The sequence below is a fragment of the Mesorhizobium sp. M7A.F.Ca.US.005.03.1.1 genome, from assembly GCF_003997975.1.
GTDB classification, from domain to species: Bacteria; Pseudomonadota; Alphaproteobacteria; order Rhizobiales; family Rhizobiaceae; genus Mesorhizobium; species Mesorhizobium ciceri.
On record NZ_RZRO01000017.1, the window covers coordinates 58,031 to 82,369 of the forward strand.

General features: G+C 64.2%; 26 protein-coding genes and 1 tRNA gene. 15 read left to right on the forward strand and 12 right to left on the reverse strand.

The features are described 5' to 3' along the window. Positions 1-153 precede the first annotated feature (153 nt). Both EN990_RS10645 and EN990_RS10650 read right to left on the reverse strand, forming a co-directional pair. Positions 154-672 (reverse strand): disulfide bond formation protein B, encoded by a 519-nt coding sequence (locus tag EN990_RS10645; RefSeq protein ID WP_013529434.1) that lies wholly within the window; start codon positions 670-672, stop codon positions 154-156. A gap of 34 nt (positions 673-706) precedes the next feature. Beyond that, positions 707-1,294, reverse strand: a complete 588-nt coding sequence (locus EN990_RS10650; protein ID WP_013529435.1) for a YqaA family protein — start codon at positions 1,292-1,294, stop codon at positions 707-709. A gap of 272 nt (positions 1,295-1,566) precedes the next feature. Here EN990_RS10650 and EN990_RS10655 point away from each other — a divergent pair. Beyond that, positions 1,567-1,651: transfer RNA gene (locus EN990_RS10655), tRNA-Leu, on the forward strand. A gap of 97 nt (positions 1,652-1,748) precedes the next feature. Here the strand turns inward: EN990_RS10655 and EN990_RS10660 are convergent. The 5 genes from EN990_RS10660 to secA all read right to left on the reverse strand — a co-directional run bounded on the left by EN990_RS10660 (position 1,749) and on the right by secA (position 9,181). Next, on the reverse strand, positions 1,749-3,032 hold the full coding sequence (locus EN990_RS10660; protein WP_013529436.1) for a hypothetical protein: 1,284 nt from the start codon (positions 3,030-3,032) through the stop codon (positions 1,749-1,751). Between the two features lie 232 nt (positions 3,033-3,264). After that, on the reverse strand, positions 3,265-4,545 hold the full coding sequence (locus EN990_RS10665; protein WP_013529437.1) for a GNAT family N-acetyltransferase: 1,281 nt from the start codon (positions 4,543-4,545) through the stop codon (positions 3,265-3,267). Further along, positions 4,545-5,945: a lipopolysaccharide biosynthesis protein gene (locus EN990_RS10670; protein ID WP_013529438.1), complete on the reverse strand. Its 1,401-nt coding sequence runs from the start codon at positions 5,943-5,945 to the stop codon at positions 4,545-4,547. Before EN990_RS10670 ends, EN990_RS10665 begins: the two co-directional genes overlap by 1 nt. Positions 5,946-6,040: 95 nt before the next feature. Then, a complete protein-coding gene (locus EN990_RS10675; RefSeq protein ID WP_127369018.1) occupies positions 6,041-6,262 on the reverse strand; it encodes a hypothetical protein in 222 nt (73 codons plus the stop codon). 186 nt (positions 6,263-6,448) lie between these two features. After that, positions 6,449-9,181: a preprotein translocase subunit SecA gene (secA, locus tag EN990_RS10680; protein ID WP_127384731.1), complete on the reverse strand. Its 2,733-nt coding sequence runs from the start codon at positions 9,179-9,181 to the stop codon at positions 6,449-6,451. A gap of 246 nt (positions 9,182-9,427) precedes the next feature. Between secA and EN990_RS10685 the strand changes: the two genes are divergently transcribed. Next, a complete protein-coding gene (locus EN990_RS10685) occupies positions 9,428-10,345 on the forward strand; it encodes a peptidylprolyl isomerase (protein ID WP_027163508.1) in 918 nt (305 codons plus the stop codon). A 71-nt stretch (positions 10,346-10,416) separates the two neighbouring features. On the opposite strand, the gene EN990_RS10690 is transcribed toward EN990_RS10685, so the two are convergent. After that, complete coding sequence (locus tag EN990_RS10690) at positions 10,417-11,016, reverse strand: TetR/AcrR family transcriptional regulator (protein ID WP_127365840.1); 600 nt, start codon at positions 11,014-11,016, stop codon at positions 10,417-10,419. 459 nt (positions 11,017-11,475) lie between these two features. Here EN990_RS10690 and argJ point away from each other — a divergent pair, with 459 nt between their 5' ends. The 5 genes from argJ (at position 11,476) to EN990_RS10715 (ending at position 14,653) form a co-directional block, all read left to right on the forward strand. Next, complete coding sequence (gene argJ, locus EN990_RS10695) at positions 11,476-12,717, forward strand: bifunctional glutamate N-acetyltransferase/amino-acid acetyltransferase ArgJ (RefSeq protein WP_127370186.1); 1,242 nt, start codon at positions 11,476-11,478, stop codon at positions 12,715-12,717. A 29-nt stretch (positions 12,718-12,746) separates the two neighbouring features. Continuing rightward, complete coding sequence (locus EN990_RS10700; RefSeq protein WP_032899301.1) at positions 12,747-13,499, forward strand: GNAT family N-acetyltransferase; 753 nt, start codon at positions 12,747-12,749, stop codon at positions 13,497-13,499. Then, entirely contained in the window at positions 13,492-13,914 is a 423-nt protein-coding gene (gene mutT / locus EN990_RS10705; RefSeq protein ID WP_127365839.1) for an 8-oxo-dGTP diphosphatase MutT, read from the forward strand. Before EN990_RS10700 ends, mutT begins: the two co-directional genes overlap by 8 nt. A gap of 129 nt (positions 13,915-14,043) precedes the next feature. Beyond that, on the forward strand, positions 14,044-14,358 hold the full coding sequence (locus EN990_RS10710) for a hypothetical protein (protein WP_013529445.1): 315 nt from the start codon (positions 14,044-14,046) through the stop codon (positions 14,356-14,358). A 109-nt stretch (positions 14,359-14,467) separates the two neighbouring features. After that, a complete protein-coding gene (locus EN990_RS10715) occupies positions 14,468-14,653 on the forward strand; it encodes a Flp family type IVb pilin (RefSeq protein WP_013529446.1) in 186 nt (61 codons plus the stop codon). 28 nt (positions 14,654-14,681) lie between these two features. Here EN990_RS10715 and EN990_RS10720 read toward each other — a convergent pair whose 3' ends face one another. Further along, positions 14,682-15,557 carry a methyltransferase domain-containing protein gene (locus EN990_RS10720; RefSeq protein ID WP_013529447.1) on the reverse strand — a complete coding sequence of 292 codons (876 nt, stop codon included), beginning with the start codon at positions 15,555-15,557 and terminating at the stop codon, positions 14,682-14,684. Positions 15,558-15,622: 65 nt separating this feature from the next. On the opposite strand from EN990_RS10720, the gene EN990_RS10725 reads away from it, so the two are divergent. The 5 genes from EN990_RS10725 to EN990_RS10745 all read left to right on the forward strand — a co-directional run bounded on the left by EN990_RS10725 (position 15,623) and on the right by EN990_RS10745 (position 18,696). Next, a complete protein-coding gene (locus EN990_RS10725; protein WP_013529448.1) occupies positions 15,623-16,423 on the forward strand; it encodes a ComF family protein in 801 nt (266 codons plus the stop codon). 27 nt (positions 16,424-16,450) lie between these two features. Continuing rightward, positions 16,451-16,720 carry a glutaredoxin 3 gene (gene grxC / locus EN990_RS10730; protein WP_013529449.1) on the forward strand — a complete coding sequence of 90 codons (270 nt, stop codon included), beginning with the start codon at positions 16,451-16,453 and terminating at the stop codon, positions 16,718-16,720. Between the two features lie 10 nt (positions 16,721-16,730). Beyond that, positions 16,731-17,597, forward strand: a complete 867-nt coding sequence (locus EN990_RS10735; RefSeq protein ID WP_127388295.1) for a carbon-nitrogen hydrolase family protein — start codon at positions 16,731-16,733, stop codon at positions 17,595-17,597. Then, positions 17,594-18,019 (forward strand): DUF1178 family protein, encoded by a 426-nt coding sequence (locus EN990_RS10740; RefSeq protein WP_013529451.1) that lies wholly within the window; start codon positions 17,594-17,596, stop codon positions 18,017-18,019. Before EN990_RS10735 ends, EN990_RS10740 begins: the two co-directional genes overlap by 4 nt. A gap of 122 nt (positions 18,020-18,141) precedes the next feature. Further along, positions 18,142-18,696, forward strand: coding sequence for a hypothetical protein (locus EN990_RS10745; protein ID WP_164753528.1), 555 nt, complete (start codon positions 18,142-18,144; stop codon positions 18,694-18,696). A gap of 6 nt (positions 18,697-18,702) precedes the next feature. Here EN990_RS10745 and EN990_RS10750 read toward each other — a convergent pair whose 3' ends face one another. Continuing rightward, positions 18,703-19,188: a MarR family transcriptional regulator gene (locus tag EN990_RS10750; protein WP_013529453.1), complete on the reverse strand. Its 486-nt coding sequence runs from the start codon at positions 19,186-19,188 to the stop codon at positions 18,703-18,705. 96 nt (positions 19,189-19,284) lie between these two features. Here EN990_RS10750 and EN990_RS10755 point away from each other — a divergent pair, with 96 nt between their 5' ends. Beyond that, positions 19,285-20,175 carry a DMT family transporter gene (locus tag EN990_RS10755; RefSeq protein ID WP_127384729.1) on the forward strand — a complete coding sequence of 297 codons (891 nt, stop codon included), beginning with the start codon at positions 19,285-19,287 and terminating at the stop codon, positions 20,173-20,175. A gap of 142 nt (positions 20,176-20,317) precedes the next feature. Beyond that, entirely contained in the window at positions 20,318-20,836 is a 519-nt protein-coding gene (locus EN990_RS10760) for a flavin reductase family protein (RefSeq protein WP_063173138.1), read from the forward strand. A 1-nt stretch (position 20,837) separates the two neighbouring features. Here the strand turns inward: EN990_RS10760 and ubiG are convergent, their stop codons facing one another. Then, positions 20,838-21,587, reverse strand: a complete 750-nt coding sequence (gene ubiG / locus EN990_RS10765; protein ID WP_013529456.1) for a bifunctional 2-polyprenyl-6-hydroxyphenol methylase/3-demethylubiquinol 3-O-methyltransferase UbiG — start codon at positions 21,585-21,587, stop codon at positions 20,838-20,840. 286 nt (positions 21,588-21,873) lie between these two features. On the opposite strand from ubiG, the gene EN990_RS10770 reads away from it, so the two are divergent. Beyond that, complete coding sequence (locus EN990_RS10770; RefSeq protein WP_127369983.1) at positions 21,874-22,443, forward strand: putative glycolipid-binding domain-containing protein; 570 nt, start codon at positions 21,874-21,876, stop codon at positions 22,441-22,443. 11 nt (positions 22,444-22,454) lie between these two features. On the opposite strand, the gene EN990_RS10775 is transcribed toward EN990_RS10770, so the two are convergent. Beyond that, a complete protein-coding gene (locus EN990_RS10775; RefSeq protein ID WP_027163519.1) occupies positions 22,455-24,311 on the reverse strand; it encodes a CHASE3 domain-containing protein in 1,857 nt (618 codons plus the stop codon). Positions 24,312-24,339: the final 28 nt, after the last annotated feature.

Below are 24,339 nucleotides of genomic sequence, written 5' to 3' on the forward strand. Positions count from 1 at the left end.
TCCGCCATGCTGGCCGCCTGACGCAGCTTTCTGCGCTTCCGGTGCTCACGTACTTCAGTACGCTCCGCTCCGGTTCTCGAAAGCCGCGCCTATCCGACTCAGCCCGGCGAATTTTTGCGCGAACTCTGCGTCACGCCGTTCAATCGAATTGGCTTAGTCGCGGGTGAGGGCGCCGCGGAAAGCGACGGCGGCGAGGATCAGGCTGGCGATGGCGTTCCAGCCGGCCAGCGACAGGCCGAGGATGCGCAAGGCGGCCTTGTCGCAGGATGGCGGCACGAATTTGTCGAGCGCGTCGAGCACGCCCTTGCCGCCGGTGTCGACCGGCCCGGCGCCCGCCGTGCAGTCGGTCGGGCCGGCCCACCACTGCCATTCGACACCGGAGTGGTAGACGCCGAGATAGAGGCCGTAGAGCATCAGGATGCCGCCGACGGCCAGCAGGCCGCGCGTCAGCCAGCTGGGTGCGTGCAGCATCGACGCAATCACCGCCAGCACCATCAGCGGCACGCCGATATAGTAGGGCGTGCGCTGTTCGAGGCAGAGGTGGCAGGGGATGTAGCCGCCGAGATACTGGAAGCCGAGCGCCGAGCCGACGGTGGCGGCCATGGCGACGGCGAGGAACAAGGCGGTCAGCGTGCGCTGGCGTCCGGTGTCGGCATTCATGGTCGCTGTCATTTCAATCGGTCCGTCCGGCTCGCAATGGTAATGTTCAGAACGCGTATTTGACCAGGATATAGAGCAAAATCAGGGCAACCGCGCCGGCGCCGGCGATCAGGCCGAGGCGCTTTTCGATGAATTCGCGGATCGGTTCGCCATAGCGGCGCAGCAGCCAGGCGAGCAGCAGGAAGCGGGCGCCGCGGGCCACGATCGCCAGTACGATGAACAGCAGCAAATTGACGCCGATGACACCGGACAGGATCGTCACCACCTTGATCGGCGGCAGGTGGGCGGCACCCGATGTGATCAGCATCAGGACGATGAAGCCGACGCCGGCGCCCGCGCGCAGTTGCTCGAACTCGTCGTACTTGCCGTAGAATTCGAGGATCGGCCTGGCGACCGCGTCATAGGCATAGTGGCCGATGAACCAGCCGGCGATGCCGCCCAGCACCGAGGCGACGGTGGCGATCAGCGCATAGCGGTAGGCGCGGTCCGGCCGCGACAGCGCCATCGGCAGATAGAGCACGTCGGCCGGCACCAGGAACACCGAGCTTTCGACGAAGGCGATGAAGGCCAGCCACCATTCGGCGGATTTGCGGGCCGCCAGCGACAGGGTCCAGTCGTAAAGTCCGCGAAGCATCGGCACTCCTAATGCGTGTCGTTCAATTGCAGGCAGGTTGGGGTGTAACGGCATGCACAGAACAAAGACCCAGCGCACGCCATCCGTCCCCGCAGACGTGCCGCGCTTTGATGCGCCGCCTGTCTAGAAAGATTTTCCGCGCTGCACAATGGCAGCCCCGTCACGAAATCGAAAGGCGCAGTTTGGTCGCATCCGAGGCGACGAGGAATTGGCCAGTTGACGAACAGGCCTCCAACCGTATAGTCCCGCGCCATCCAGGCCGCCCGGCCTGAGCCCCTATGGCGGAATTGGTAGACGCGCTCGACTCAAAATCGAGTTCCGCAAGGAGTGCTGGTTCGATCCCGGCTAGGGGCACCACCCTTCGCTCTCCGAGCTTCGGGTGGCGGGCCACTCGAAGTTCAATAGACGAAGGGCGTCACGGTCGCTTTGGTTCCCGATACGTCTCAGCAGGCGATCAACACGCTTTGCGCGCCACGCTGGGGTCGCCGTCATTGGCTGGGCCGATCTCGCCAGCTGCCAGCAATTCGTCGAATGTCCGTTCTAGGTCGGCGCTGTCATCGGCTGCCGGTCCGCTGGGCGGATCCTGGCGTGTCAGCGTTTCCAGCCTTTGGTGAAGCTGGCGGTTCTCGTTGCGGCAACGGGCATGCGCGAGTTCGTCGGTCATGCCGCGCAAGCGGAGATCGGCGAGTTGAACCTTCACCGCGCCACAGTCCCGGCGCGCCGCGTCGCGCTCCTGGCGTAATTTCGCAATCTCGGTTTCCGAGGTTTGGCGCCGATGCTCGGCCACGTCCTCGGCGCGCTGCCCGGCGCTCGGCGTTGCGCGGACCACGCTTTGATCGGGGGCGCTGCGCTGGAGCAAGCGCAACCTCTTTTCAAGTTCCACGGCCCGTTCCTGCGCGGCGGCGGCGCAATCGCCGAGAACGCCGCGCTGATGCTCGACCGTGGACAGCCGCGCCTGCAGGTCCTGCTGTACAAGCATCTGCGCAGATAGTTTGCCGGTCAGTCGTTCGTTGTGGAGCTGATAGTCCGCGACCTTGGAACGAAGCAGCATGGCGGCCTGTTGCAAGCTGGCGAGCCGCGATGCAACGTCCTCACGCGCCTGCTCGGCGGCTTGCCTGGCCATGGTCTCGTCGCGGAGTTGCCCCGACACGCGCGCCAGGTTCCGTCCCAGGCGCTCGACCTCGACATTCGCTTCGAGGAACCGTGTTGCGCGCTGGCCGGCATGCCTATCCGCCTGCGCAATGGTCTGCCGTGCCCTGTTGAGTTGGACCTCCAGGTCGGCGATGGTCTTGCTTGCGATCGATAGCTCGCGCGATTTTCGCCCAAGCTCTTTCGAGGTGCGATCCTGCAAGCGTTGCAGCTTCGCCACCTCTTCCTGCAAGTCCCATTTGTCCGTATCGGGAGCGTCGGCATCGTGCGTTTGCGCATCGAACCTGGCCACATAGTCCTCAACCAACGACCACGCCAAGTCGTCATCGTTGGACAAGAGCGAGGAGCCGCGCATGGCGTGGGCCTGACTCGAGCCCGTCCGGGCCGAAGTCGAGCCGAGGGAGGCGGCCAGCGTGTCTGACTGGGCCAATCCGGTCACGGGCTCCTCTTCGAAGAGAGGCAAAGCTTGATGCGTGGCGGCTCGGATGCTTCGAATCAGTTCTTCGAAGTCTTCGTCGGCCCTTCGGACAACGGCGCTGTCGTTCGCACTGATGTGCCGGGCGCCGTTGGCCTCATGATTCAGCGACATTTTTCTCTCATCGCGGACCGAATCACTAGACTATCGTGCATCAAGCACAAGAATGCGAGTAGATCTTGCCGGGTTTCACCGGAAAATTGCTGCAAGAAATCTCGTTTTTTTGAAGCGGAAGTCGATCTTAGCGCTTGCCTCTTGGGCAATCGAAGTAAAGTCCCGGCCACCTCTGTGTCAAATATTGCAGCGAAAATGTGCCATCCTTCCAGAACCGCACCCTTGCCTTTTCTCAGCGCCGCCCCAACAAGCTCTTCATGCGGTTGCGCAGCAGGCGGGCCATGTTGCGGGTTTCGCGGTAGAGGTGCAGTTGCGAGGCGGCCTGGCGGGTGAGGCGGTCGGCGTCCGGCGTCAGGCCGATCACCAGCGTGCCCATCGGCTTGCGCTCGGCCCATAGCCGGCTCATCACCGGATGGTCGGGCACGGCGCAGGAATCGGTCATCATGATGTTGGGATCGTCGAGATGCTGCCTGGTCACCTCGATCATCAGCAAGGTGCCCGGCGAATAGCTGGCCAGCGTCTCGTCATAGGCGGTCTTCCAGGTGTAGGCGATGCCGGCTTCGACGAAGACGATCAGGCAGGCAATGGTGCGGCCGTCGAGCGTCAGCGAATGGATGCGGCACATGTCCTGCTCGGCCAGCCGGTGCACGGCCTCGCGGGCGAAGGCGGCGCGGAAACGGTCGATCGCCATGGCGGTGCGTTCCCGGCCCTTCCAGCCGGCCGCCTCCAGCGTCAGGAAGTTCTCGATGGCGTGGCGGATGTCTTCGGGGCCGCGCGCCACGACATGCTCCAGCCTGCCGAGGTCGCCGAGGCGCCGCTTCAGCCGCCGGAACTCGCGATAATGGTGCGAACGCAGCGAGGCCTTCAGATAGTCATCGCCGTCGCGCTCGCTTTCCAGCGCCGGGCGCAGGGTCTGGCCGGTGGTGACCAGCATCAGGCCGCGCGTCTCGGCCACGGTGGCAAACAGGCTCGCCACCGGGCCATCGAGCCGGACATCGGGCAGGACGAACACTTTCGGCAGCTTGAGATGCGGGCGCGACAGCATCGAGAAGAAATCCTCGACGACGCCCACCGGGTCGTCGCGGTCGACCAGCGGCGTGCCGAGCGGACCGAACGGGCTCGACCATGTGCGCATCACCGGCACGCCGAGCGGCACCACCGGCCGTTCCACCGAGAACGGCACCAGAAGGCGCAGCCGGTTGCGGTATTCGTCGCCGTCGCGGATGACCGCCAGCCGCACCTCGCGATCCTCCAGCCGCGGCATGGCGGGCGCAAGGAAACGCGGGTTGAAGAACACGTTGGGCTCGACCGTGCGGGCGCAGAGATAATCCAGTTCCTCGACCAGGTCGAAGCCGGCGGATGCCGGGTAGATGGCGAGCTTGCGCTCGGGCCGGTTGTTGGCGAGAATCTCGATATGGGCGGGGTCGGCGTCACGGGTCAGCCCGGCAAGGCCCGACACCATGGCGCCGGCGGTGCCGCCGCTGGTTTCCTCAAGCAACGGGATGGCAGCCATCACGCGGCTCCTTTCGCAGGCACGAAGATAAGCATGACGATGCCGAGCTTGCGCCACACCGTGAAGGACAGCGCGCCGGCTTCGAAGATCATGGCAAAGGCGGTGGCCATGGCCGCGCCCCACAGGCCGAACATCGGGATCAGCATCACGTTGAGGGCGATGTTGAAGGCCAGCGTCATGGCATAGACGGCGGCGCAGATGTTCTGGTTGCCGCTCATCGTCAGCAGGCTTTCGCAGGGGCCGACGGCGGCGCGCGCCGCGACGCCGAAGACGAGCAGGAACAGCAAGGGATAGCCGCTGCTGAATTCCGGGCCGAACAGCACCAGCATCGGCTCGCCGAGCGCCAGCACAAGCAGCGCCATCAACAGCGAAGGCCAGAACGTCCACGACACCGTCTCGCGGGCAAAGGCGGCGAGCCTTTGCGGGTCGCCATGGGTGAACTGGGCGTAGCGCTGGGCAACGCCGGCCTTGACGGCGAAGTAGACGAAATGCACCAGCGCCAGCGTCTTCACCGTGGCGAAATAGACGGCGACGTCATTGGGGTCCATATAGGCGCCGACCATCAGCACGTCGGCATTGGTCAGCAGGAAGAAGAAGCTCTCGACCAGGAAGATCGGCAGCGAGACGATGAACCATTGCGCGAAATGGACCTTCATCGGCCCGGCCGGAATCTGCCGTTCCATGCGCTGGGTGACACCGATAAGCTGGCCGAGCGTTGTGGCGTAGGTGGCGGCGATCGAAGCAAAGATTGCGGTCCTGGCATCGGGTGCGTAGCCCGCCAACAGCATCAGCGCCATGAACAGCAGGATCAGCACCGGTCGCACCAGATAGGTCGGCGACAGGGCAAACAGCGCCCAGCTGTTGGCGCGTGCCAGGCCCGACAGGAGGTCGGACATGGCGATCATCGGCAGGCAGATGACGCCGAGGATGAACGGGATCACATAGTAGCTCTCGATCCAGGGTGCCGCCAGCCAGACGCCGAGCGCGCCGAGCCCGGCAATCAGCGTCGAGGCGATCAGCACGAACAGACGGCTGGCCAGCACGATGCCGCGCAACTCGTCCATCAAGCCGCGCTCGCGGTATTCGGGAATGTAGCGGATGACGGAGGTGTGGAAGCCCAGGCAGGCGAGATTGCCGACGATGACCATCGTCACCCAGACTAAGACGAAGATGCCGTACTCGAACGAGCCCATCCAGCGTGCCATCAGCACCTGGCTGACGAAGGCAATGACGGCGCTGACGATGCGGACCGAGAAGGCGATGACCGACATGCGGCTGGCCTCGCCGCGCTCGTCGGCGGTGAACAGCACGGCATCGATGCGGCCAAGCAACGGCCCCATGCGCAGCGCCCAACGCTGCGGCAAGAACCGCCCGGCAGTCGTGGCCGCGGAAAAGCGCACCCCGATTTCTCTCCGTTTTCCGCTTCTTTTTCAGGCGTTGGTGTAGCGGAGACACATTAAGAAACGGTTGGGTGAGAAGTTCCTTCGCCCCGTCCCTATACGGGGAGAACGTGCCGGCAGGCGGGTGAGGGGCGGCGCAGGCGTTTGAGGTTGCGCCGCTGTTTCATCATCGCCGAGGCGCGCAGCACGGAGACGTTGCCGATCAGGATAGCACCCGGCTTTATCGCAAGATCGTGCCTCAGATGGTGCCTTGGCTGCCAGAGGATGAGGCCGCGCAGCTGAAGTTCGAGTTCGAGGCGGCTTAGTCGGCGGGACATCGCCCCCCTCTGGCCTGCCGGCCATCTCCCCCTCAGGTGGGGAGATTGGCTAATCGCGAACGTCGGCACTCCAGCCCTTCGCTATCGCTCCGGGCGTTCGTCGTTCGAAAAGCCAAGCAATTGGCTTTTCGTCCGTTACGCGGACCACGCCTCACCCCCGTGAACGGGGAGAAGGAAAAGCGCCCCTTACGCAAACGCCCCGTGGCAGTGCTTGTACTTCTTTCCCGATCCGCAGGGGCAGGCTTCGTTGCGGCCGACTTTGCCCCAGGTGGCCTGGTTGTCGGGGTCGCGGTCTTCGGGGGCGACGATTGCGGTTGTCTCCGGGCGGACCAGGAGGGCGGTTTCGCCGCCTTCGAAGTCGTTTTCGCCGGTGGTGCCGTCGATATGGGTGCCGAACATGTCGGGGGCTTCCGGAGGCGGCGCTTCGGCGGCCTGACGGACCAGTTCGACGCGCATCAGCTGCGCGGTGACGGCCTGGCGCAGATTGCCAAGCATGGCCTGGAAGAGTTCGAACGCCTCGCCCTTGTACTCCTGCAGCGGATCGCGCTGGGCGTAGCCGCGGAAGCCGACGACCGAACGCAGATGGTCGAGATTGACGATGTGCTCGCGCCACAGATGGTCGAGCGTCTGCAGCACTACCGAGCGCTCGACGTAATTCATCACCTCGGGGCCAAAACGCTCGGCGCGCTCCTTGGCGGCGGCTTCGGCGGCCTGCGCGATGCGCTCGCGGATGTCGTCCTCGGCGATGCCCTCTTCCTTGGCCCAGTCCTCGACCGGCAGGTCGAGGTTCAGGAACTCGGCGATCTCGGCCTTCAGTCCGGCAACGTTCCACTGCTCGGCATAGGCGTTTTCGGGAATGGCCTTGGCGACGATCTCGTCGATGACGCCTTCGCGCATCTCGGCGATCGTTTCGGAGAGGCCTTCGCCGTCCATCAGTTCGATGCGCTGCTCGAACACCACCTTGCGCTGGTCGTTGGAGACGTCGTCATATTTCAACAGGTTCTTGCGGATGTCGAAGTTGCGCGCCTCGACCTTCTTCTGCGCCTTTTCCAGCGCCTTGTTGATCCACGGATGGATGATCGCCTCGTCTTCCTTGAGGCCGAGCTTCTGCAGCATGCCGTCCATGCGCTCGGAGCCGAAGATGCGCATCAGATCGTCTTGCAGGGACAGGAAGAATTTCGAGCGGCCGGGGTCGCCCTGGCGACCGGAGCGGCCACGCAGCTGGTTGTCGATGCGGCGCGATTCGTGGCGTTCGGTGGCCAGCACATAGAGGCCGCCGGCGGCCAATGCCTTTTCCTTCAGCCGCTCAATGTCGGCAATGATTTCCTTTTCCCGCGCCTCGCGTTCGGGGCCGGCCGGCATGTCGCCCAGCTCTTCCTCGATCCGCATCTCGGCATTGCCGCCGAGCTTGATGTCGGTGCCGCGGCCGGCCATGTTGGTGGCGATGGTGATGGCGCCGGGCTTGCCGGCCTGGGCGACGATCGCCGCCTCGCGCTCGTGATGGCGGGCGTTCAGCACTTCGAAATCGGTAAAACCTTCCTTGCGCAGGCGCTCGGCCAGCTGCTCGGACTTTTCGATGGAGGTGGTGCCGACCAGCGTCGGCTGGCCCTTGGCGCTGGCTTCGCGGATCTCCCTGACGATCGCCTTGTATTTCTCCTCGACCGTCCGGTAGACCTCGTCGTCCTCGTCGATGCGGATCACCGGCAGATTGGTCGGGATCTCGGTGACTTCGAGGCCGTAGATGTTGCCGAATTCCTCGGCCTCGGTCAGCGCCGTGCCGGTCATGCCGGACAGCTTCTTGTAGAGGCGGAAATAGTTCTGGAAGGTGACGGAGGCGAGCGTCTGGTTCTCCGGCTGGATCGCCACATGCTCCTTGGCTTCGAGCGCCTGGTGCAGGCCTTCCGAATAGCGGCGGCCCGGCATCATGCGGCCGGTGAACTCGTCGATGATGACGATCTCGCCGTTGCGGACGATATAGTCCTTGTCCTTCTGGAACAGCCGGTGCGCCTTCAGCGCGTTGTTGACGTGGTGGACGATGGCGACGTTCTCGACGTCGTAGAGCGACTCGCCCTTGAGCAGGCCGGCGTCGCGCAAAAGGTTCTCGAGCTTCTCGGTGCCTTCCTCGGTGAAGATCGAGGTCTTCTGCTTCTCGTCGATCTCATAATCCTGCGGCTGCAGCTGGATGATGAAGGTGTCGATGGTGTTGTACATTTCCGAACGGTCCTCGAGCGGACCGGAAATGATCAACGGCGTGCGTGCCTCGTCGACCAGGATGGAATCGACTTCGTCGACGATCGCGTAATTGTGACCGCGCTGCACCATCTGGGCGCGCTCGTATTTCATGTTGTCGCGCAGATAGTCGAAGCCGAGCTCGTTGTTGGTGGCGTAGGTGACATCGGCGGCGTAGGCGGCGCTGCGCTCCTCGTCGGACAGGCCGTGGACGATGACGCCGACCGAGAGGCCGAGGAATTTGTAGACGCGGCCCATCCATTCGGAGTCGCGGGTGGCCAGATAGTCGTTGACGGTGACGACGTGGACGCCCTTGCCGGCAAGCGCGTTGAGGTAGACCGGCAGCGTCGCGACCAGGGTCTTGCCCTCGCCAGTGCGCATCTCGGCAATGCCGCCATTGTGCAGCACCATGCCGCCGATCAGCTGGACATCGAAGGGGCGCATGCCGAGCACGCGGCGCGCGGCCTCGCGGGCGGTGGCGAAGGCCGGCACCAACAGATCGTCGAGCGTGGCGCCGTTGGCGATGTCCTGGCGGAATTTCGCGGTGCGGCCGACCAATTCCTCATCGGAAAGCGCCCGCATCTCGTTTTCCATGGCGTTGATCGCCTCGACACGGGGCCGGGTCGATTTGACCCGACGGTCGTTGGAGGAACCGAAAACCTTACGGGCGAGACCGCCGAGACTGACCATCCAATGGTCCTTTCGATAGAATTCTCAATCTTGAGATGAGCGCCGGGCGGCCCCATCAATTCCACGTGAACGTGGACAAACACAAAAAGCGCCCGGAAAACGGTTCTGGACGCAAAGTCGTTGGACAGATAAGAGGGGGCTCAACTGATGTCAACGCCGCGCTGGCCCTGCTGGCTGCGCCAAATTCCGCCACAATCTGGCCGATCTGGAAGCACCCCTCTTAACAATCCCCACCGGAGTCCCCCTATGTCCCTGTTGTTTCGCCGCGCGTCGCTCGCCAGCCTTGGCTTGGCCGTCGGCCTGTCGGCCCTTTCGCTCTCGCCTGTGACGGCGCAGCAAACCGCTCCCGCTCCGGCGGATGCAGCAGCGCCAGCCGCGGCACCGGTCGATCCCAATAAGGTTATCGCCACGGTCAACGGTCAGCCCCTGACCGAAGCAGATCTGGTGCTTGCCGAAGGGGAATTGTCGCAGCAGTTTGCACAATTGCCGCCCGAGCAGCGCCGTGCCGCCGCCCTTTCGGCTGCCATCGAGATCCGCGTCATGGCCGCCCAGGCGGTCACCACAGGGCTCGACAAGGATCCCGACTTCCAGCGCCGCATGGCCTTCCTGCAGCAGCGCGCGCTGCACGGCGAGATGGTCGAGAAGGGTGTCGTCGACAAGGTCACCGACGCCGAGGTCCGCGCCCGCTACGACCAGGAAATCGCCAACACGCCGCCCACCAACGAGCTGCATGCCCGTCACATCCTCGTGAAGACGAAGGAAGAGGCCGAGGCGATCATCAAGCAGCTCGACGGCGGCGCCGACTTCCAGAAGCTCGCCAACGAACACACCAGCGATCCGTCAGGCAAGACCAGCGGCGGCGATCTCGGCTGGTTCGGACCTGGCCAGATGGTGCCGGAGTTCGACAAGGCGGCCTCCGCGCTCGAGGTCGGCAAATACACCGAGCAGCCGGTGCAAACGCAGTTCGGCTGGCATGTCATCAAGCTCGAGGACAAGCGCACCAAGCAGCCGCCGGCCTTCGACGACGTCAAGGACCAGGCCAAGCAGGCGGTCATCCGCGACAAGTATTTCGCGCTGGTCAAGTCGCTGCGCGCCGGCGCCAAGGTCGAGATCCCCGACGCCAACCTGAAGAAGGCGGTCGATACGCTGGAAAGCGCCAAGTAAGACTGGCAGCTTTTTTGAAAAGGGGCGCGGCAGCCAGGGGTTGCCGCGCCCTTTTTCATTCATTGCCGTCTTTACGAGGCAGGCGCCGCTATGCCTCGCATCACGTAGTTGACGGCCTTGTCGATGGTCGCTTCGTCCTCGTCGAGCCGGTTGGTCAGCAGATGTCTCCAGGCGAAGGAGGCGATCAGGTCGGCGACAACAGCTGAATCGATTTCGGCCGGGATTTCGCCCCTTGCCTTGGCGCGTTCGATGATCTGGGCGGTATGGGACCGTCGGCCCAGTGAGTAGTCGGCAAGGGCCGCGGCCGCGGTCTCGTCCGACTGTGCCTCGGCGATCAGCGACCGGAACACGCTTCCCGACGATGTCTCGCGCCAGTGGGCGAACAGGTTCTTCAGGAAGCCGACGAGATCCTCCTCCAACACCCCGGTATCGGGAACATCGACGCGCTTCTGGCGCTGGTAGACCTCAAGCAGCAACGCCGCCTTGCTCGGCCACCAGCGATAGATGGTGGGTTTGCCGGCGCGGGCCCGCCGCGCCACCGCCTCGATCGAGAAACCGGCATAACCGGCTTCGACCAGCACGGTCTCGGCGGCTTGGAGAATGGCCTCGGCGCTGTCGGGATTGCGCCGCGCACCGATCGATCTGCGCGCCGGATCGGCGTCCTCGGCCATCTCTGTCGTCCTCGCCAAACACTTCGCCGGCAATATAGGTGACCCGACGCTCAAACGAAACGGCGCGTTTTGAAGCTTCTGGAGGCTGGCAAGGTCGGGGCAGGGGTTGGTCGTTTTTCTGGAATCTTACCGGCGTCTCGGTTGGTGAGCCCCCAAAAGCAAAACCCGCCGGAGGCGGGTCACTGGCGCAAATCAGCACCATGGACGAAAATGTAGCATAGCTGCTCTCACCCTGTCAAGAATAAATTCCTACTAACATGAACGCGGCCGGCGCAAACTGGCTGACACCGCCGGACCGGCCGTCGGACGATGTCTACTGCATGGCTTGCGACGTCTCGGAGCCCTGCTCCCAGGGGCGAGTTCGAGCTCCCGGACAAGAGCGACGAAAACGCCCTTGCGCCGGCGCGGTCTATCGGGCAAACCGGCCTTCCCTTGCGATTTTTCCCGCCCGAGGCCTCCATGTCCACGACGATTTCGCCGCTTGCGCCGAAGAAATACCCGAAAATGCCAGAAATCGAGGGGGTGCGCATCGCCACCGCCGAGGCAGGGATAAAGTACAAGGGCCGCACCGATCTTTTGACCATGGTCTTCGATGAAGGCACTGCGGTCGCCGGCGTGTTCACGAAATCGAAATGCCCCTCGGCGCCGGTCGATTTCTGCCGGCAGAATCTCGGCGCGGGCAAGGCGCGGGTGCTGGTCGTCAATTCCGGCAACGCCAACGCCTTCACCGGCAAGAAGGGCCGCGAGTCGACCGCACTGACCGGCGAGGCGGCGGCGAAGGCGGCCGGCTGCACGGCAGCGGAGGTTTTCATGGCCTCGACCGGCGTCATCGGCGAGCCGCTCGACACCAGCAAATTCAGCCATCTGCTCGCGGGGCTGGTCAGCAAGGGCAAGCCCGAGCTGTGGACCGAAGCGGCAAAGGCGATCATGACCACGGATACCTATCCGAAAGTGGCGACCGCGACCGTCAAGCTCGGCGACACCGATGTCACCATCAACGGCATTTCCAAGGGCGCCGGCATGATCGCGCCCGACATGGCGACGATGCTCTCCTTCATCGCCACCGACGCGCCGATCGCCGCCCCTGTCCTGCAGGATCTGTTGTCGCGCGGCACGGCCAAGACTTTCAACGCGGTCACCGTCGACAGCGACACCTCGACCAGCGACACGCTGCTGATCTTCGCCACCGGCAAGGCCGCCAGGCGCGGCGCGCCGGCGATAACCGATCCCAAGGATGCCCGTCTCGGCACGTTCCGCCGGGCGCTCGGCAAGGTGCTGAAATCGCTGGCGCTGCAGGTGGTGCGCGACGGCGAAGGCGCCCGCAAGCAGGTCGAAGTCACCGTCACCGGCGCCAAATCGGCGCGCTCGGCCAAGCGCATCGCGCTGTCGATCGCCAATTCGCCGCTGGTCAAGACGGCAGTCGCCGGCGAGGACGCCAATTGGGGCCGCGTCGTCATGGCCGTCGGCAAGGCCGGCGAACCCGCCGATCGCGACCGGCTGTCGATCTGGTTCGGCGACAACAGGCTGGCGCATGAAGGCGAGCGCGACCCCGGCTATTCCGAGGCCGCGACGTCGGCCTACATGAAGCGCGACGATATCCGCATCCGCGCCGATATCGGCATCGGCCGCGGCAAGGCGACGGTGTGGACCTGCGACCTCACCAAGGAATATGTCGCCATCAATGGCGATTACCGGAGCTGACGGTTTTGAGCTCCAGGCATCCGGCAAGCATGCTCGCGATCGTTCGCCGTTACGAGGCGGCCGGCTTTCGCGCCTGGCCGGCGGCCGCCGTCCACTATGACGGCACCTGGGTGGTGCGGCTGACCGCCGGCCATCCGGCCAAGCGGCTGAACTCGGTCAATCCGCTCGATCCCGGCGACATCCAGCACATTGCCGACCGTATCGGCCGGGCCAGCCGCCGTTTCGATGCCTATGGCAGGCCGCTGACATTCCGCATGTCGCCGTTGTCGGGTCCCGATCTTGCTGGCCATCTCGACCGTGAGGGATGGAGCCGGTTCGACGAGTCGCTGGTCATGCGGCTGCCGCTGGCCGATGCGCAACTCGACGCTGCCATGGACCAGATCCCGCTGAAAGACATCAGCCGCTTCATCGGCGCGTCGCTCAAGGTCAGCGGTTCGGATGTTTCGCTGCGCCCCGGCCTGTCGGAGATCATCGGCGCCATCCAGCCCGAAGCCGGGCTGTTCGCGCTCGAAGATGGATCAGAAGCGCTGGCGACGCTGATCTGCGTGCATGACGGCGATCTCGCCGGCCTGTTCGAAGTCGCCACCGACAAGTCGGCACGCAACAGGGGCCACGGCCGCAACCTGATCCTGTCGGCACTGAAATGGGCACGGCTGCGGGGCGCACGGGAAGCCTGGCTGCAAGTCGAGGCCAACAATGTGCCGGCACTGGCGCTCTACCATTCGCTCGGCTTCGAGGAAGTCTATCGCTACCACTACCGCCGGCCGCCGGGTCATGAATGATGTCGTGATTGCCGGCAAGCGCCTGCTGCTGGTCGCCGCCTGCGCGCTGGTCGATGCCGACGGCCGGGTGCTTTTGGCGCAGCGGCCTCAGGGCAAGCAACTTGCCGGGCTGTGGGAATTTCCCGGCGGCAAGGTCGAGCCGGGCGAGACGCCCGAACAATGCATCATTCGCGAACTGCATGAGGAAATCGGCATCGAAACCGACATCCCGTGCCTGGCGCCGCTCACTTTCGCCAGCCATTCCTACGACGATTTCCACCTGCTGATGCCGCTGTTCATCTGTCGCCGCTTTCGCGGTATCGCGCAGCCCAGGGAAGGGCAGACGCTGAAATGGGTGCGGCCGAAGCAGATGCGCGATTACCCGATGCCGCCGGCCGATGAGCCGCTGATCCCGTTCCTCATCGATCTTCTCTGAGGCTCCCGTCCGGCCGGTTCCTGGCCGAGGCGTTGTATCAGCCAGCATTAATGGAAGATTTATCTCGTCGTGAAAAATTGAAGCATGGCCGTTCGCGGCCGAGCCGTCGATTTGCCGGGGAGCGATAGCATGAGCCTAGACAGGGATTGGGACTCGATCAGGCCCGAGCGCGGCTTTCGCGCCGCCGATGCGGGCATGGGCATATTGCGCATAACGCTTCTGTTCGGTTCGGCCGCGGTGGCGCTGGCGCTGATCGCAACCCCTTTCCTCGACAGCCAGACACGCTCGCTGTCGGCCCGTGACGGTTTCGGCGGGCTCGACATGGCGGCCACAGGCTCGATCGGCCATCGCGAAACCTACACGCTGCGCCGCAGCGTGCTGCAGCCGCAGCCGAGCTCGGTCTGCATCATCAGGTCCAATGGCCGGAGCAGCGGCGACTGCTGACATGGTTAAGAAATTTCGCAAAGGCGGCGGTTTCACCGCCTGTTAAGCCTTTGCCGTTAACCTTTCTTAACAGGTCGGCTGTAAGGTCCCGGACAGAGGGGTTGAGGCCATGAAAGCAGTGCTGCTGGGTTTTCTGAACGACGAGACCGGCGCCACGGCCGTCGAATATGGCGTGATCATCGCCGTGCTGTCGCTTGCCATCGTCGGCGGCATCGGTGAGGTCCGCGACGGGATCATCTGGCTGTTCAGCGACAACAACAGCAAGCTTGCGAACGCTTTCGCACCCACTCCCTGATCCGGCTTTTCCGCACCCTGGGGCAGGATCATTGCCCGTCGGGCGCCTCCAGGATTGTTTTCAGCGAGACCTTGGCCGACCCTGGCTTCAGCGGTTTTTGCTGCGAAGCGTCGGGCGCCCAGCCGGACATCCAGACAATCGAGAAACTTGCCCTGACGCGGCCGTCGGGGTCGGAAAACCGCTCGGCGTAGATTTCCGCCGCGCGGGCAAACAGCTTGCGCGAGCCCGGCCGCCGGCTGCGATCGGTGAGCGCATTGGTTTCGCCCATGGCCCGCAAATCCGCCATCAGGTTGAACAGGCTGGCATAGCGCACCGTCACCGTCTCGACGTCGGCGACCGGCAGAGCGAGACCGGCGCGCTGCAGCAGCGCACCGGCATCGCGCACGTCGGTGAACGGGGCGACACGCGGGCTGGCGCCGCCGTAAAGCTCGGTCTCGGCCGCAAGCAGGCTTTCGCGCAATTCGAAAAGCGTGCCGGCGCCGGCAAAGGCGCCGAGGAAAAGCCCATCCGGCCGCAGCGCGCGGCGGATCTGGATCAGCATGCCTGGGATGTCGTTCATGGCCTGCAGCGACAAGAGCGACACCGCCAGATCGAGGCTTTCCGGCTCGAACGGCACGGTTTCGAGCGGTGCGATCAGGCCGGCATCGCCACCGCTCAGGAAAGCCGTATCCGTCTCGACGCGGACAATGTCGGCGACCTTGCCGCTTTCAGCGAGCGTTTCGGCCGCCGCCGGCGTCTGGCAAAACAGCACGGCCGCCTTGCCGAACCGGCGCTCGACGGCGCCCAGCCGGTCGGCAAGGTCCTCGGCCGTGCGGCGCATGAGGAAGTCCGCGCCGTCGACCGGACGGGCAAGCGCGCGCCGCTTGTGCGTCAGCCACAGAGAGGTATCCATTATTGGCTGCAACGGGCAGATCCTTTGTTTGTCCACGCTCCGAGATCGTTGATATAGTGGCGCGCAGGAGCAACCACGTGGCCGATCCGATGCCCAAGATCAAGTCCATCGGGATCACGAACCTGGCCCGGTCGGTTGTCGGCTGGCCGGCGCGGATGCTGTTTCCGCCGGTCTGCGCCGGTTGCCGCCGGCATGTCTCGCAGCCGGGCGTGCTGTGCGGCGCCTGCTGGCCGAAGCTCAGGCTGCTGGAGCGGCCATGGTGCCCTGTCATGGGTACGCCGTTCACCCACCATATGGGCGAAGGCTTTCTGTCGGCCGAGGCGATTGCCGATCCGCCGCCTTTCGAGCGGGCGCGGGCGGCGGTCGCCTATTCCGGCGTTGCGCGCCAGATGGTGCAAGGGTTGAAATACCAGGATCGCACGGATCTGGCACCTTGGATGGCGCGCTGGATGATGCGTGCGGGTGCCGATCTCATCGCCGAGGCGGATGTGGTGGTGCCGGTGCCGCTGCACTGGCGACGGTTTTTCAGGCGGCGCTTCAACCAGTCGGCGGAACTGGCAAGGGCGGTCTCGGCACTTAGCGGATTGCCCTTCGCCCCGTCGGCGGTGCGGCGCGTGAAACTCACCCGCCAGCAGGTTGGGCTGGAGCGCGGCGAACGCGAGGAGAATGTGCGGGCCGCGTTCCGGGTGCCCGCCGAGGCGGAAATCGAGATCGCCGGCCGCAGGGTGCTTTTGATCGACGATGTCTACACCACCGGCGCCACGGTGCGTTCCGCCACCAAGGCGCTGAAAAGGGGAGGTGCGGCCGCCGTCGACGTGCTGACCTTTGCGCGTGTGTTGCCGGGGGACTTTCGGGCGGACGAGTCCGCGACTATATAAGTCGGCAACGAACAGCGGAAATTCGTCATGACCGATGTCACGATCTACACCCGCATGATGTGCGGCTATTGCACGGCAGCCAAGCGGCTGCTCGAGCGCAAGGGCATAGCCTTTACCGAGCACGATGCCTCCTTCTCGCCGGAATTGCGCCAGGAGATGATCTCCCGGGCGCATGGCCGCACGACCTTTCCGCAGATTTTCATCGGCGATACGCATGTCGGCGGCTGTGACGACCTCCACGAGCTGGAGGCCGAAGGCCGGCTGGACAAATTGCTCGCCAACGGCGCGACGAATTGAGGGAATGACGATGGGTGTTTTCAAGGCCGCTGCGATCCAGATGCGTTCGGGCGAGAGCCCCGAGCGCAACGCCGCCGATCTCGAACGGCTGGTGCGTGAAGCAGCCAGCCTGGGTGCCACCTACATCCAGACGCCGGAAATGACCGGGGCGCTGATCCGCGACAAGGAAGCTCGCGCCGCATCGTTCACGTCGGAGGACAAGGACATCGTCGTTGCGACCGCGCGCAGGCTGGCCAAGGAGCTCGGCATCTTCCTGCATATCGGCTCGCCCGCCATTCTGCGCGCCGACGGCAAGCTCGCCAACCGGGCGCTGCTGTTCGGGCCGGATGGTGCTGCGCTCGCCGCCTACGACAAGATCCACATGTTCGACGTCGATCTCGACAATGGCGAGAGCTGGCGTGAGTCCGCCGCCTATGAACCGGGAACCGAGGCCGTCGTCACCGACATCGAGGGTGCAAAGCTCGGCTTCGCCGTTTGCTACGATCTGCGCTTTCCGCAACTCTTCCGCGCCGAGGCGTTGGCCGGCGCAGACCTGTTTTCCGTACCGGCTGCCTTCACCCGCCAGACCGGCGAGGCGCACTGGCACGTGCTGCTCAGGGCCCGCGCCATCGAGAACGGCGCCTATGTCGTCGCCGCCGCGCAGGGTGGCTTGCATGAAGATGGCCGCGAGACTTACGGCCATTCGCTGATCGTCGATCCGTGGGGCCGGATCATTGCGGAAGCCGCGCATGACGAACCGGCGGTGATCGTCGCCGAGATCGACCCGGCGCAGTCGCTTGCCGCGCGCAAGAAGATCCCCAATCTCAGGAATGCGCGGGATTTCGCCGTCAATGCCGGCTCGGGCGAGGCGCCACGGCTCAGGGGTGCAGCCTCTTGATCCGTTTTGCCCTGATCTGCGAGCACGAGCACGAATTCGAAGGCTGGTTCCGCAGCAACGACGATTTCGACACCCAGAAGAAGCGCGGCTTCGTCGATTGCCCGAGCTGCGGTTCGCACAAGGTGCAGAAAGCACTGATGGCGCCGGCCGTCTCCACGGCGCGCAAGCAGGAAACCATAGCGCTGGCCATGGGCGAGGCGCAGAAGCAGGCTTTGGCGCAGCTCAAGGCGATGGCCGAGAAGGTGCGCGAGAATGCCGATTATGTCGGCGACAAGTTCGCCGAGGAAGCGCGAAAGATCCATTTCGGCGAGAGCGACCCGCGTGGCATCTATGGCGAGGCGACGCTGGACGAAGCCAAGAGCCTGGTCGAGGACGGCGTCGAGTTCATGCCGATCCCGGTGTTTCCGGACGACCGCAACTGAGTTCCGAGGGGGCTTTGCGCGACCCAGAAGCGATTGAGCCGCGACGCAGCATAAGAGCCGTCGTTGGCCGATTGGCCCGCTGGGGCGCCGTCAAGCTTAGCGGTACCCGAACGATCGACGGGTTGCTCATCATCAGCGACAAGGGCACCGACAAGATCGTCGAGGCGCTTCAGCTTATTCGTGATTTTGATCCAGTGCGCTACAGACGGCTGCTTGGTGACGTAAGACAGGTATTTGTCACAACCCTTCCTGCTTCCGTCGCGCAATGGGCAAACTCTTCCAAGGCATGCGAATTGGACGAGCGCCATATCATCAGCGAAGGGACGACGCCGGAATTGGTCGCTTCGATTATCGTCCATGAAGCCACCCACGCGCGGCTTATGCGATGTGGTATCGGCTACGAAGAGGCGCTGCGGGATCGCGTGGAGCAGGTCTGTCTGCGTCGAGAAATAGCCTTTGCGGCCAGATTGCCGACCGGAAAGGGCCGGAGCCAGCAAGCCGAAGCGACACTCGAGGCCATGCCGGACTTTTCCGACAAGGCGATGAGTGAGCGCTATCTCAGCGGTTTGCGGGATGCTCTGCTCTACCTCAACATGCCGACCCGGCTTGTCGACCTCACCGTATCATACCGCCGCTGGAAACACCGGCGCCGGTTCTCGCGGCAGCCTACGAACTGACCCGGCTTAGCTCACGCTCCCGATCAATTTCTCAAGCAGCCGAGAGAGCGTCTCCCGTTCGGCCGGTGTCAGGCCGGAAAGAATCTCATGCTCGTTGGCAACATGGGCGGCAATAGCCTCATCGATCAACGCGAGACCCTTTTCGGTCAGCCGCACGACAATGCCGCGCCGATCGTTGGGGTGCGGCCCGCGCAGGATCAATCCGGACGTCTCGAGCCGGTCGAGCCGGTTGGTCATGGCGCCTGACGTCACCATCGTCGCTTCATAGAGGGCGGTCGGCGTCAGCGCGTAGGGTGATCCAGAGCGGCGCAGCGTTGCCAGCACGTCGAATTCCCCGGACTGCAATCCATAACGGGCAAACAACGGCGCCAGGCGCTCGCGGGCGATCAGCGAGGCGGCCTCGTTCAGCCGCCCGAGCACACCCATCGGCGAGACGTCCAGATCGGGTCGTTCCCGCTTCCATTGCTCGATCGCCCGTGCTGCCCTGTCCAACTGTCTCACCATCATTTATCTTGACGTTAAGAATCTTTCCGTTATCTTACTGCAAGATGCAATGCCGGCCAAGAGCCGCGCTACAGGATTCGGTCAATGAAGCTTCTCTGGGATTCGGCGCTCGGCCTGCTGGTCGTCACCGGCGGCCTGCTCGGCCTGACGCTGCCGTTAGGCAAGCTCGCCACGGCTGCCGGCGTGCCGGCCATGGTCTGGGCCTTCGTCATCTCGCTCGGCGCCGGCGGGGTCTTGCTGTGCATGCTCTTGGCTCGCGGCAAGCGGGTCCGGCTCACCGCGCACAAATTGCGCTATTTCTTCGTCACCGCCGCGGTGTCCTATGCTGTCCCCAATCTCCTGATGTTCTCGGCCATCCCGCATCTGGGCGCCGGCTACACCGGCATCATGTTCACGCTGTCGCCGGTCATCACGCTGGTGTTCTCGATCCTGCTGCGTGTCCGGCGCCCCAACATGCTGGGCATTGCCGGCATCGCCGTCGGCTTCATCGGCGCCGTCATGGTCGCGGTGACGCGCGGCGAGGCCGGCCAGCCGGCCGATTTGTTCTGGGTGACGATGGGGTTGCTCATCCCGGTCAGCCTTGCCGCCGGCAACATCTATCGCACGGTCGACTGGCCGGACGGTACCGGCCCGATCGAGCTTGCCGTCGGCAGCCATCTGGCGTCGGCGGCGATGCTGCTTGCCGGCATTCTCCTCCTGTTCGGCGGCGAAGCTTTCGTCCCACTCGGCGGCGTGCCGCTGGTCGTCGTCGCGCAGGTTGCGTCGGCATCGGCGATGTTCGCGTTCTTCTTCCGGCTGCAGGCGGTCGGCGGTCCGGTCTATCTCAGCCAGATCGGTTATGTGGCGGCGGCCGTCGGCCTGTTTGCCGGAACCCTCTTCCTCGGCGAGCACTATCAACTGCTGACCTGGGCAGGCGCGCTCATCATCACCGCCGGCGTGTTCATCACCACCAGGGCACAAAGCCAGAAGGCGTGAGCGGTCGCAGGGGATCCGAACTGCCTTCGCGCCTGGAGCCGATCTCACCTGAATTTGTATCCAGATCTGCTTTATCTTCTTGTTTGAGCGTGGTCTTTTCCGAGGACCTTTCCCTTTTTGGAATCGTGCTCTGGAGCAAGCCATGACCGAACCGAAGACATCCGAGGAGACTGCCGTCGATGTAGCTGATTTTCGCGCCGCGATGCGGCTGATCGTCGGCAATGTCAGCGTCATCACCGCCGGCACCGGCGAGGATCGCTCCGGTCTGGTGGTCATTTCGGTCGTCTCGCTGTCGGCCGAGCCGCCCAAGGTGATCGCCTGCGTCAACCGGTCATCGTCGACCTGGCCGGTGATCGAACGCTACCGGCATTTCGGCGTCAACTCGCTTGGCCCCCAGCATCAGCGCGTGGCCGAGCGGTTCTCCGGCTTCGGCGGCATCAAGGGCAAGGACCGCTATGAGGGCGCCGAATGGGTGACGCTCAAGACCGGAGCTTTGCTGCTTTCGGACGCGGTGGCCGCATTCGACTGCAGCCTCGATGAGATGATCGATCGCGGCACGCATTCCATCGTCATCGGTTCGGTCGAGGCCGTGCGCACGTCCGATGCCGGCCAGGCGCTGATCTACTGGCGCGGCGGCTACAGGCCGCTGAATTCTGAATAGATCAGACCGAGCCTTTTTCCGCCAGGACCATGTAGTTGACGTCCATGTCCTTCGACCGCGCCCAGCGGTCGGCCAGCGGATTGTAGGTGACGCCGGTGCGGTCGATGATGGTCAGGCCGGCGCCGGCAAGCGCCTTTTCGAGCTCTTCCGGGCGCACCAGCTTGCCGAACTGGTGGGTGCCGCGCGGCAGCCAGCGCAGCACATATTCGGCGCCGATGATGGCTAAGCCCAGCGCCTTCAGCGTGCGGTTGATGGTGGCCACGAACATGATGCCGCCGGGCCGCACCATCTCGCCGCATTTGGCGACGAACAGGTCGATGTCGGCGACATGCTCGACCACTTCCATGTTGAGGATGACGTCGAATTTCTCGCCGGCGTCGGCAAGGTCCTCGGCCGTCGTGGCGCGATAGTCGACGCTGACATTGCCTTCGGCGGCGTGCAGCTTGGCCACTTCGATGTTGGTTTCGGAGGCATCCGCGCCCACAACCTCGGCGCCAAGCCGCGCCATCGGCTCGCACAAAAGTCCGCCGCCGCAACCGATGTCGAGGATGCGCAGTCCCTCGAAAGGCCTTGCAGCGCGTGGGTCACGGCCGAAGCGCGTCGCTATCTGGTCGCGGATATAGGCCAGCCGGACCGGATTGAATTTGTGCAGGGGACGGAACTTGCCGTTCGGGTTCCACCATTCGGCGGCAAGGGCGGAAAAGCGTTCCACTTCTCCGGCATCGATCGTCGATCGTCGGGGCTCTGGCATAGGTTGGTCTCCTCGACACTACAGCGCCGCGCGTCCTCTTGGACGCGCAAAGGACGCTGTAGCACTTTAGATTCTGCGCATGATCCTTTCCGAAATCGACTTCGATTTCGGGGCCATGCGCTAGGAAGTCGGGCGTGAAGCCGCGAATGTCAAGGCAACAATTTTCCTCTGCCGGCAGGGAGCCGGATTCTGTCAGGGCATGTCAGCTGGAGTGCGCCGCGGTGAAACACAATTGGCCTGGCGGGCGAAGGAACACATCATCGTTTTGAACTCGAAGGAGGTGACGATGACAGCAATGACGGCTTCGATCCTCTGGCATCGGCTGGACGTGGAGGGGCATGATGCCTGTCTGCTTGCGCAGACCGATGGCGGGCACAGCCTCAAGGGACAAGCCATCTTCATCCAGGACGGCAAGCCGTGCTGCCTCGCCTACGGGGTGGATTGCGATGCCGGCTGGCACACACGGGCGGCGCTTGTCGAAGGCTTTCTCGGCACGCGCCAGCTGCATTATGCGATCGAACGCGATTTCAACGGCCAGTGGACGCTGAACGGCGAAGTCCAGCAGGGTGTCGACGGTCTTGTCGACGTCGATCTTGGCTTCACACCGGCATCGAACCTGGTGGCGATCCGCCGGTATGGCCTCGGGATCGGCGAAGCGTCGCCTGCCCCGGCGGCCTACCTGACTTTCCCTGAACTGAGGCTGGTGCGCCTCGATCAGACCTATCGGCGTCTCGACACGGTTCGCTATGCCTATGCCGCGCCGGTGTTCGGCTATGACGAAACCCTCAACGTCTCGCCGCACGGCTTCGTTGTCGACTATCCCGGCCTTTGGAGACGCGCGGCTGCGTCAGGCTGAAGCGATTGTGATCAGTCCGCTGCGACCTGCGTCGTGCCAAGCACGTCACGCAGTTTCGCTGCCAGTTGCTCGATGGTGAAGGGCTTGGCGAGGAAATGCACGTCGTGGTCGAGCACGCCGTTGTGGACCACGGCGTTCCTGGTGAAGCCGGTGGTGAAGATCACCTTCAGCAGCGGCATGCGGGCAACGGCCTCTTCCGCCAGCTTGCGGCCGTTCATGACGGGCATGACGATGTCGGTGAACAGCAGGGCGACCTTCGGGTTTTCCGCCAGTTTCTGCAACGCTTCCTCGCCGCTTGCGGCATCAATGACGGTGTATCCGAGTTCGCGTATGGCCTCGGTGGTGGAGACCCGCACGCGGGCATCATCCTCGACGACAAGGATCGTTTCGGCGACCGGTGCGGCGGAGTTGTCGCCGCGCCCGGTGGGCACGGCCGGCTCTTCGGCGCCGAAATACCGCGGCAAGTAGATCTTGATTGTCGTGCCTTCGCCGGGCTCGGAATAGATGTTGACGTGGCCGCCCGACTGTTTGACGAAGCCGAACACCTGGCTCAATCCAAGGCCGGTGCCCTTGTTGACCGGCTTGGTGGTGAAGAAGGGTTCGAAGGCCTTGGCCATGACATCGGGGGTCATGCCCGAACCGGTATCGCTGACGGCGATCATCACATACTGGCCGGCCGCGACTTCTGCATGGGCGGCGGCGTAGCTGTCGTCGAGATGGCTGTTGGCGGTCTCGATGGTCAGCTTGCCGTCATCGCCCATGGCGTCGCGGGCGTTGACGGCCAGGTTGAGAACGGCGTTCTCGATCTGGCTCGGGTCGGCATGGGTTTTCCACAAGCCTCCCGCCAGCACCGTTTCGATGCGGATGGTTTCGCCGAGTGCCCGCCGGATCAGGTCGGACATCCCGGTCAGCAGGCGGTTGGCGTCGACGATCTGCGGCGCCAGCGGCTGCTGACGCGAGAAGGCGAGCAGCCGGGCCGTCAGATTGGCGGCGCGGGTCGCGGCATCGATCGCCGCGTCGATGAATTGTGCGATGTCGTGCTCGCCGCGCGCCAGCTTGCGCTGGGCGAGGTTCATGGCGCTGATGATCACCGCCAGCATGTTGTTGAAGTCGTGGGCGATGCCGCCTGTAAGCTGGCCGACCGCCTCCATCTTGTGCATCTGGCGGATCTGGGATTCTGCCTTTTCACGTGTCTCGATCTCACTGCCGAGCGCGACGTTCTTGCGCACCAACTCCTCCTGGGCGACGACCACCTCAAGGAAGCGGCGGCGCGATTCCCTGATCGCGTAGCCGGCAAGCAGGAAGATCGCCAGCAGTGCCGCCACCGAACCGATGCGTAGCCAGGTCTCGACCTGGTCGGTATGCGCGTCGCGCGCGGCGACGGCTGCGGCGCTGATGCGTCGGACCGTATCCATGCTGGTTCGGATTTCGTCCATGACTGCCTTGCCCTGGCCGCTGCGAATCAGATCCAGCGCTTTCGTCGCATTGCCCTGGTCGTACAGGGCAATCGTCTCGGCCAGTTCAGCCTGCTTTTGCGAAAGCGCGTCCTTGATGTGGTTGATCGGCTGGACGAACTGGTCGTCGGGGGCGGTCAAGCTGTCGATACGGGCAAGTTGCCCCGGAATGGCGCCGACAGCGCTCCGATAGGGTTCGAGATAGGATTTCTCGCCGGTCAGCAGGTAGCCACGCTGGCCGTTCTCGGCTTCCTGTGCCAGAGAAAGCAGACCCGAAAGCAATTGCTGATATTCGATTGCCTCGCGCGCGGCGGCGCGGTTGGCCCGCTGTTCCTCGACCAGCATGGCACGGCTGCCGACAATAAGCGCCAGCACCGCAAAGCCTGCGACAAGCGGGAGCGATTGCCATCGCATGGCACGTCGAAACCGAGCAATCATCATC

Excerpts from the sequence above, each read along its gene's own strand:
- EN990_RS10645 (WP_013529434.1), bottom strand. The coding sequence starts at position 672 with ATGACAGCGACCATGAATGCCGACACCGGACGCCAGCGCACGCTGACC.
- EN990_RS10650 (WP_013529435.1), bottom strand. The coding sequence starts at position 1,294 with ATGCTTCGCGGACTTTACGACTGGACCCTGTCGCTGGCGGCCCGCAAA.
- EN990_RS10660 (WP_013529436.1), bottom strand. The coding sequence starts at position 3,032 with ATGTCGCTGAATCATGAGGCCAACGGCGCCCGGCACATCAGTGCGAAC.
- EN990_RS10665 (WP_013529437.1), bottom strand. The coding sequence starts at position 4,545 with ATGGCTGCCATCCCGTTGCTTGAGGAAACCAGCGGCGGCACCGCCGGC.
- EN990_RS10675 (WP_127369018.1), bottom strand. The coding sequence starts at position 6,262 with ATGTCCCGCCGACTAAGCCGCCTCGAACTCGAACTTCAGCTGCGCGGC.
- secA (WP_127384731.1), bottom strand. The coding sequence starts at position 9,181 with ATGGTCAGTCTCGGCGGTCTCGCCCGTAAGGTTTTCGGTTCCTCCAAC.
- EN990_RS10685 (WP_027163508.1), top strand. The coding sequence starts at position 9,428 with ATGTCCCTGTTGTTTCGCCGCGCGTCGCTCGCCAGCCTTGGCTTGGCC.
- EN990_RS10690 (WP_127365840.1), bottom strand. The coding sequence starts at position 11,016 with ATGGCCGAGGACGCCGATCCGGCGCGCAGATCGATCGGTGCGCGGCGC.
- argJ (WP_127370186.1), top strand. The coding sequence starts at position 11,476 with ATGTCCACGACGATTTCGCCGCTTGCGCCGAAGAAATACCCGAAAATG.
- EN990_RS10700 (WP_032899301.1), top strand. The coding sequence starts at position 12,747 with ATGCTCGCGATCGTTCGCCGTTACGAGGCGGCCGGCTTTCGCGCCTGG.
- mutT (WP_127365839.1), top strand. The coding sequence starts at position 13,492 with ATGAATGATGTCGTGATTGCCGGCAAGCGCCTGCTGCTGGTCGCCGCC.
- EN990_RS10710 (WP_013529445.1), top strand. The coding sequence starts at position 14,044 with ATGAGCCTAGACAGGGATTGGGACTCGATCAGGCCCGAGCGCGGCTTT.
- EN990_RS10715 (WP_013529446.1), top strand. The coding sequence starts at position 14,468 with ATGAAAGCAGTGCTGCTGGGTTTTCTGAACGACGAGACCGGCGCCACG.
- grxC (WP_013529449.1), top strand. The coding sequence starts at position 16,451 with ATGACCGATGTCACGATCTACACCCGCATGATGTGCGGCTATTGCACG.
- EN990_RS10735 (WP_127388295.1), top strand. The coding sequence starts at position 16,731 with ATGGGTGTTTTCAAGGCCGCTGCGATCCAGATGCGTTCGGGCGAGAGC.
- EN990_RS10755 (WP_127384729.1), top strand. The coding sequence starts at position 19,285 with ATGAAGCTTCTCTGGGATTCGGCGCTCGGCCTGCTGGTCGTCACCGGC.
- EN990_RS10760 (WP_063173138.1), top strand. The coding sequence starts at position 20,318 with ATGACCGAACCGAAGACATCCGAGGAGACTGCCGTCGATGTAGCTGAT.
- ubiG (WP_013529456.1), bottom strand. The coding sequence starts at position 21,587 with ATGCCAGAGCCCCGACGATCGACGATCGATGCCGGAGAAGTGGAACGC.
- EN990_RS10770 (WP_127369983.1), top strand. The coding sequence starts at position 21,874 with ATGACAGCAATGACGGCTTCGATCCTCTGGCATCGGCTGGACGTGGAG.
- EN990_RS10775 (WP_027163519.1), bottom strand. The coding sequence starts at position 24,311 with ATGCGATGGCAATCGCTCCCGCTTGTCGCAGGCTTTGCGGTGCTGGCG.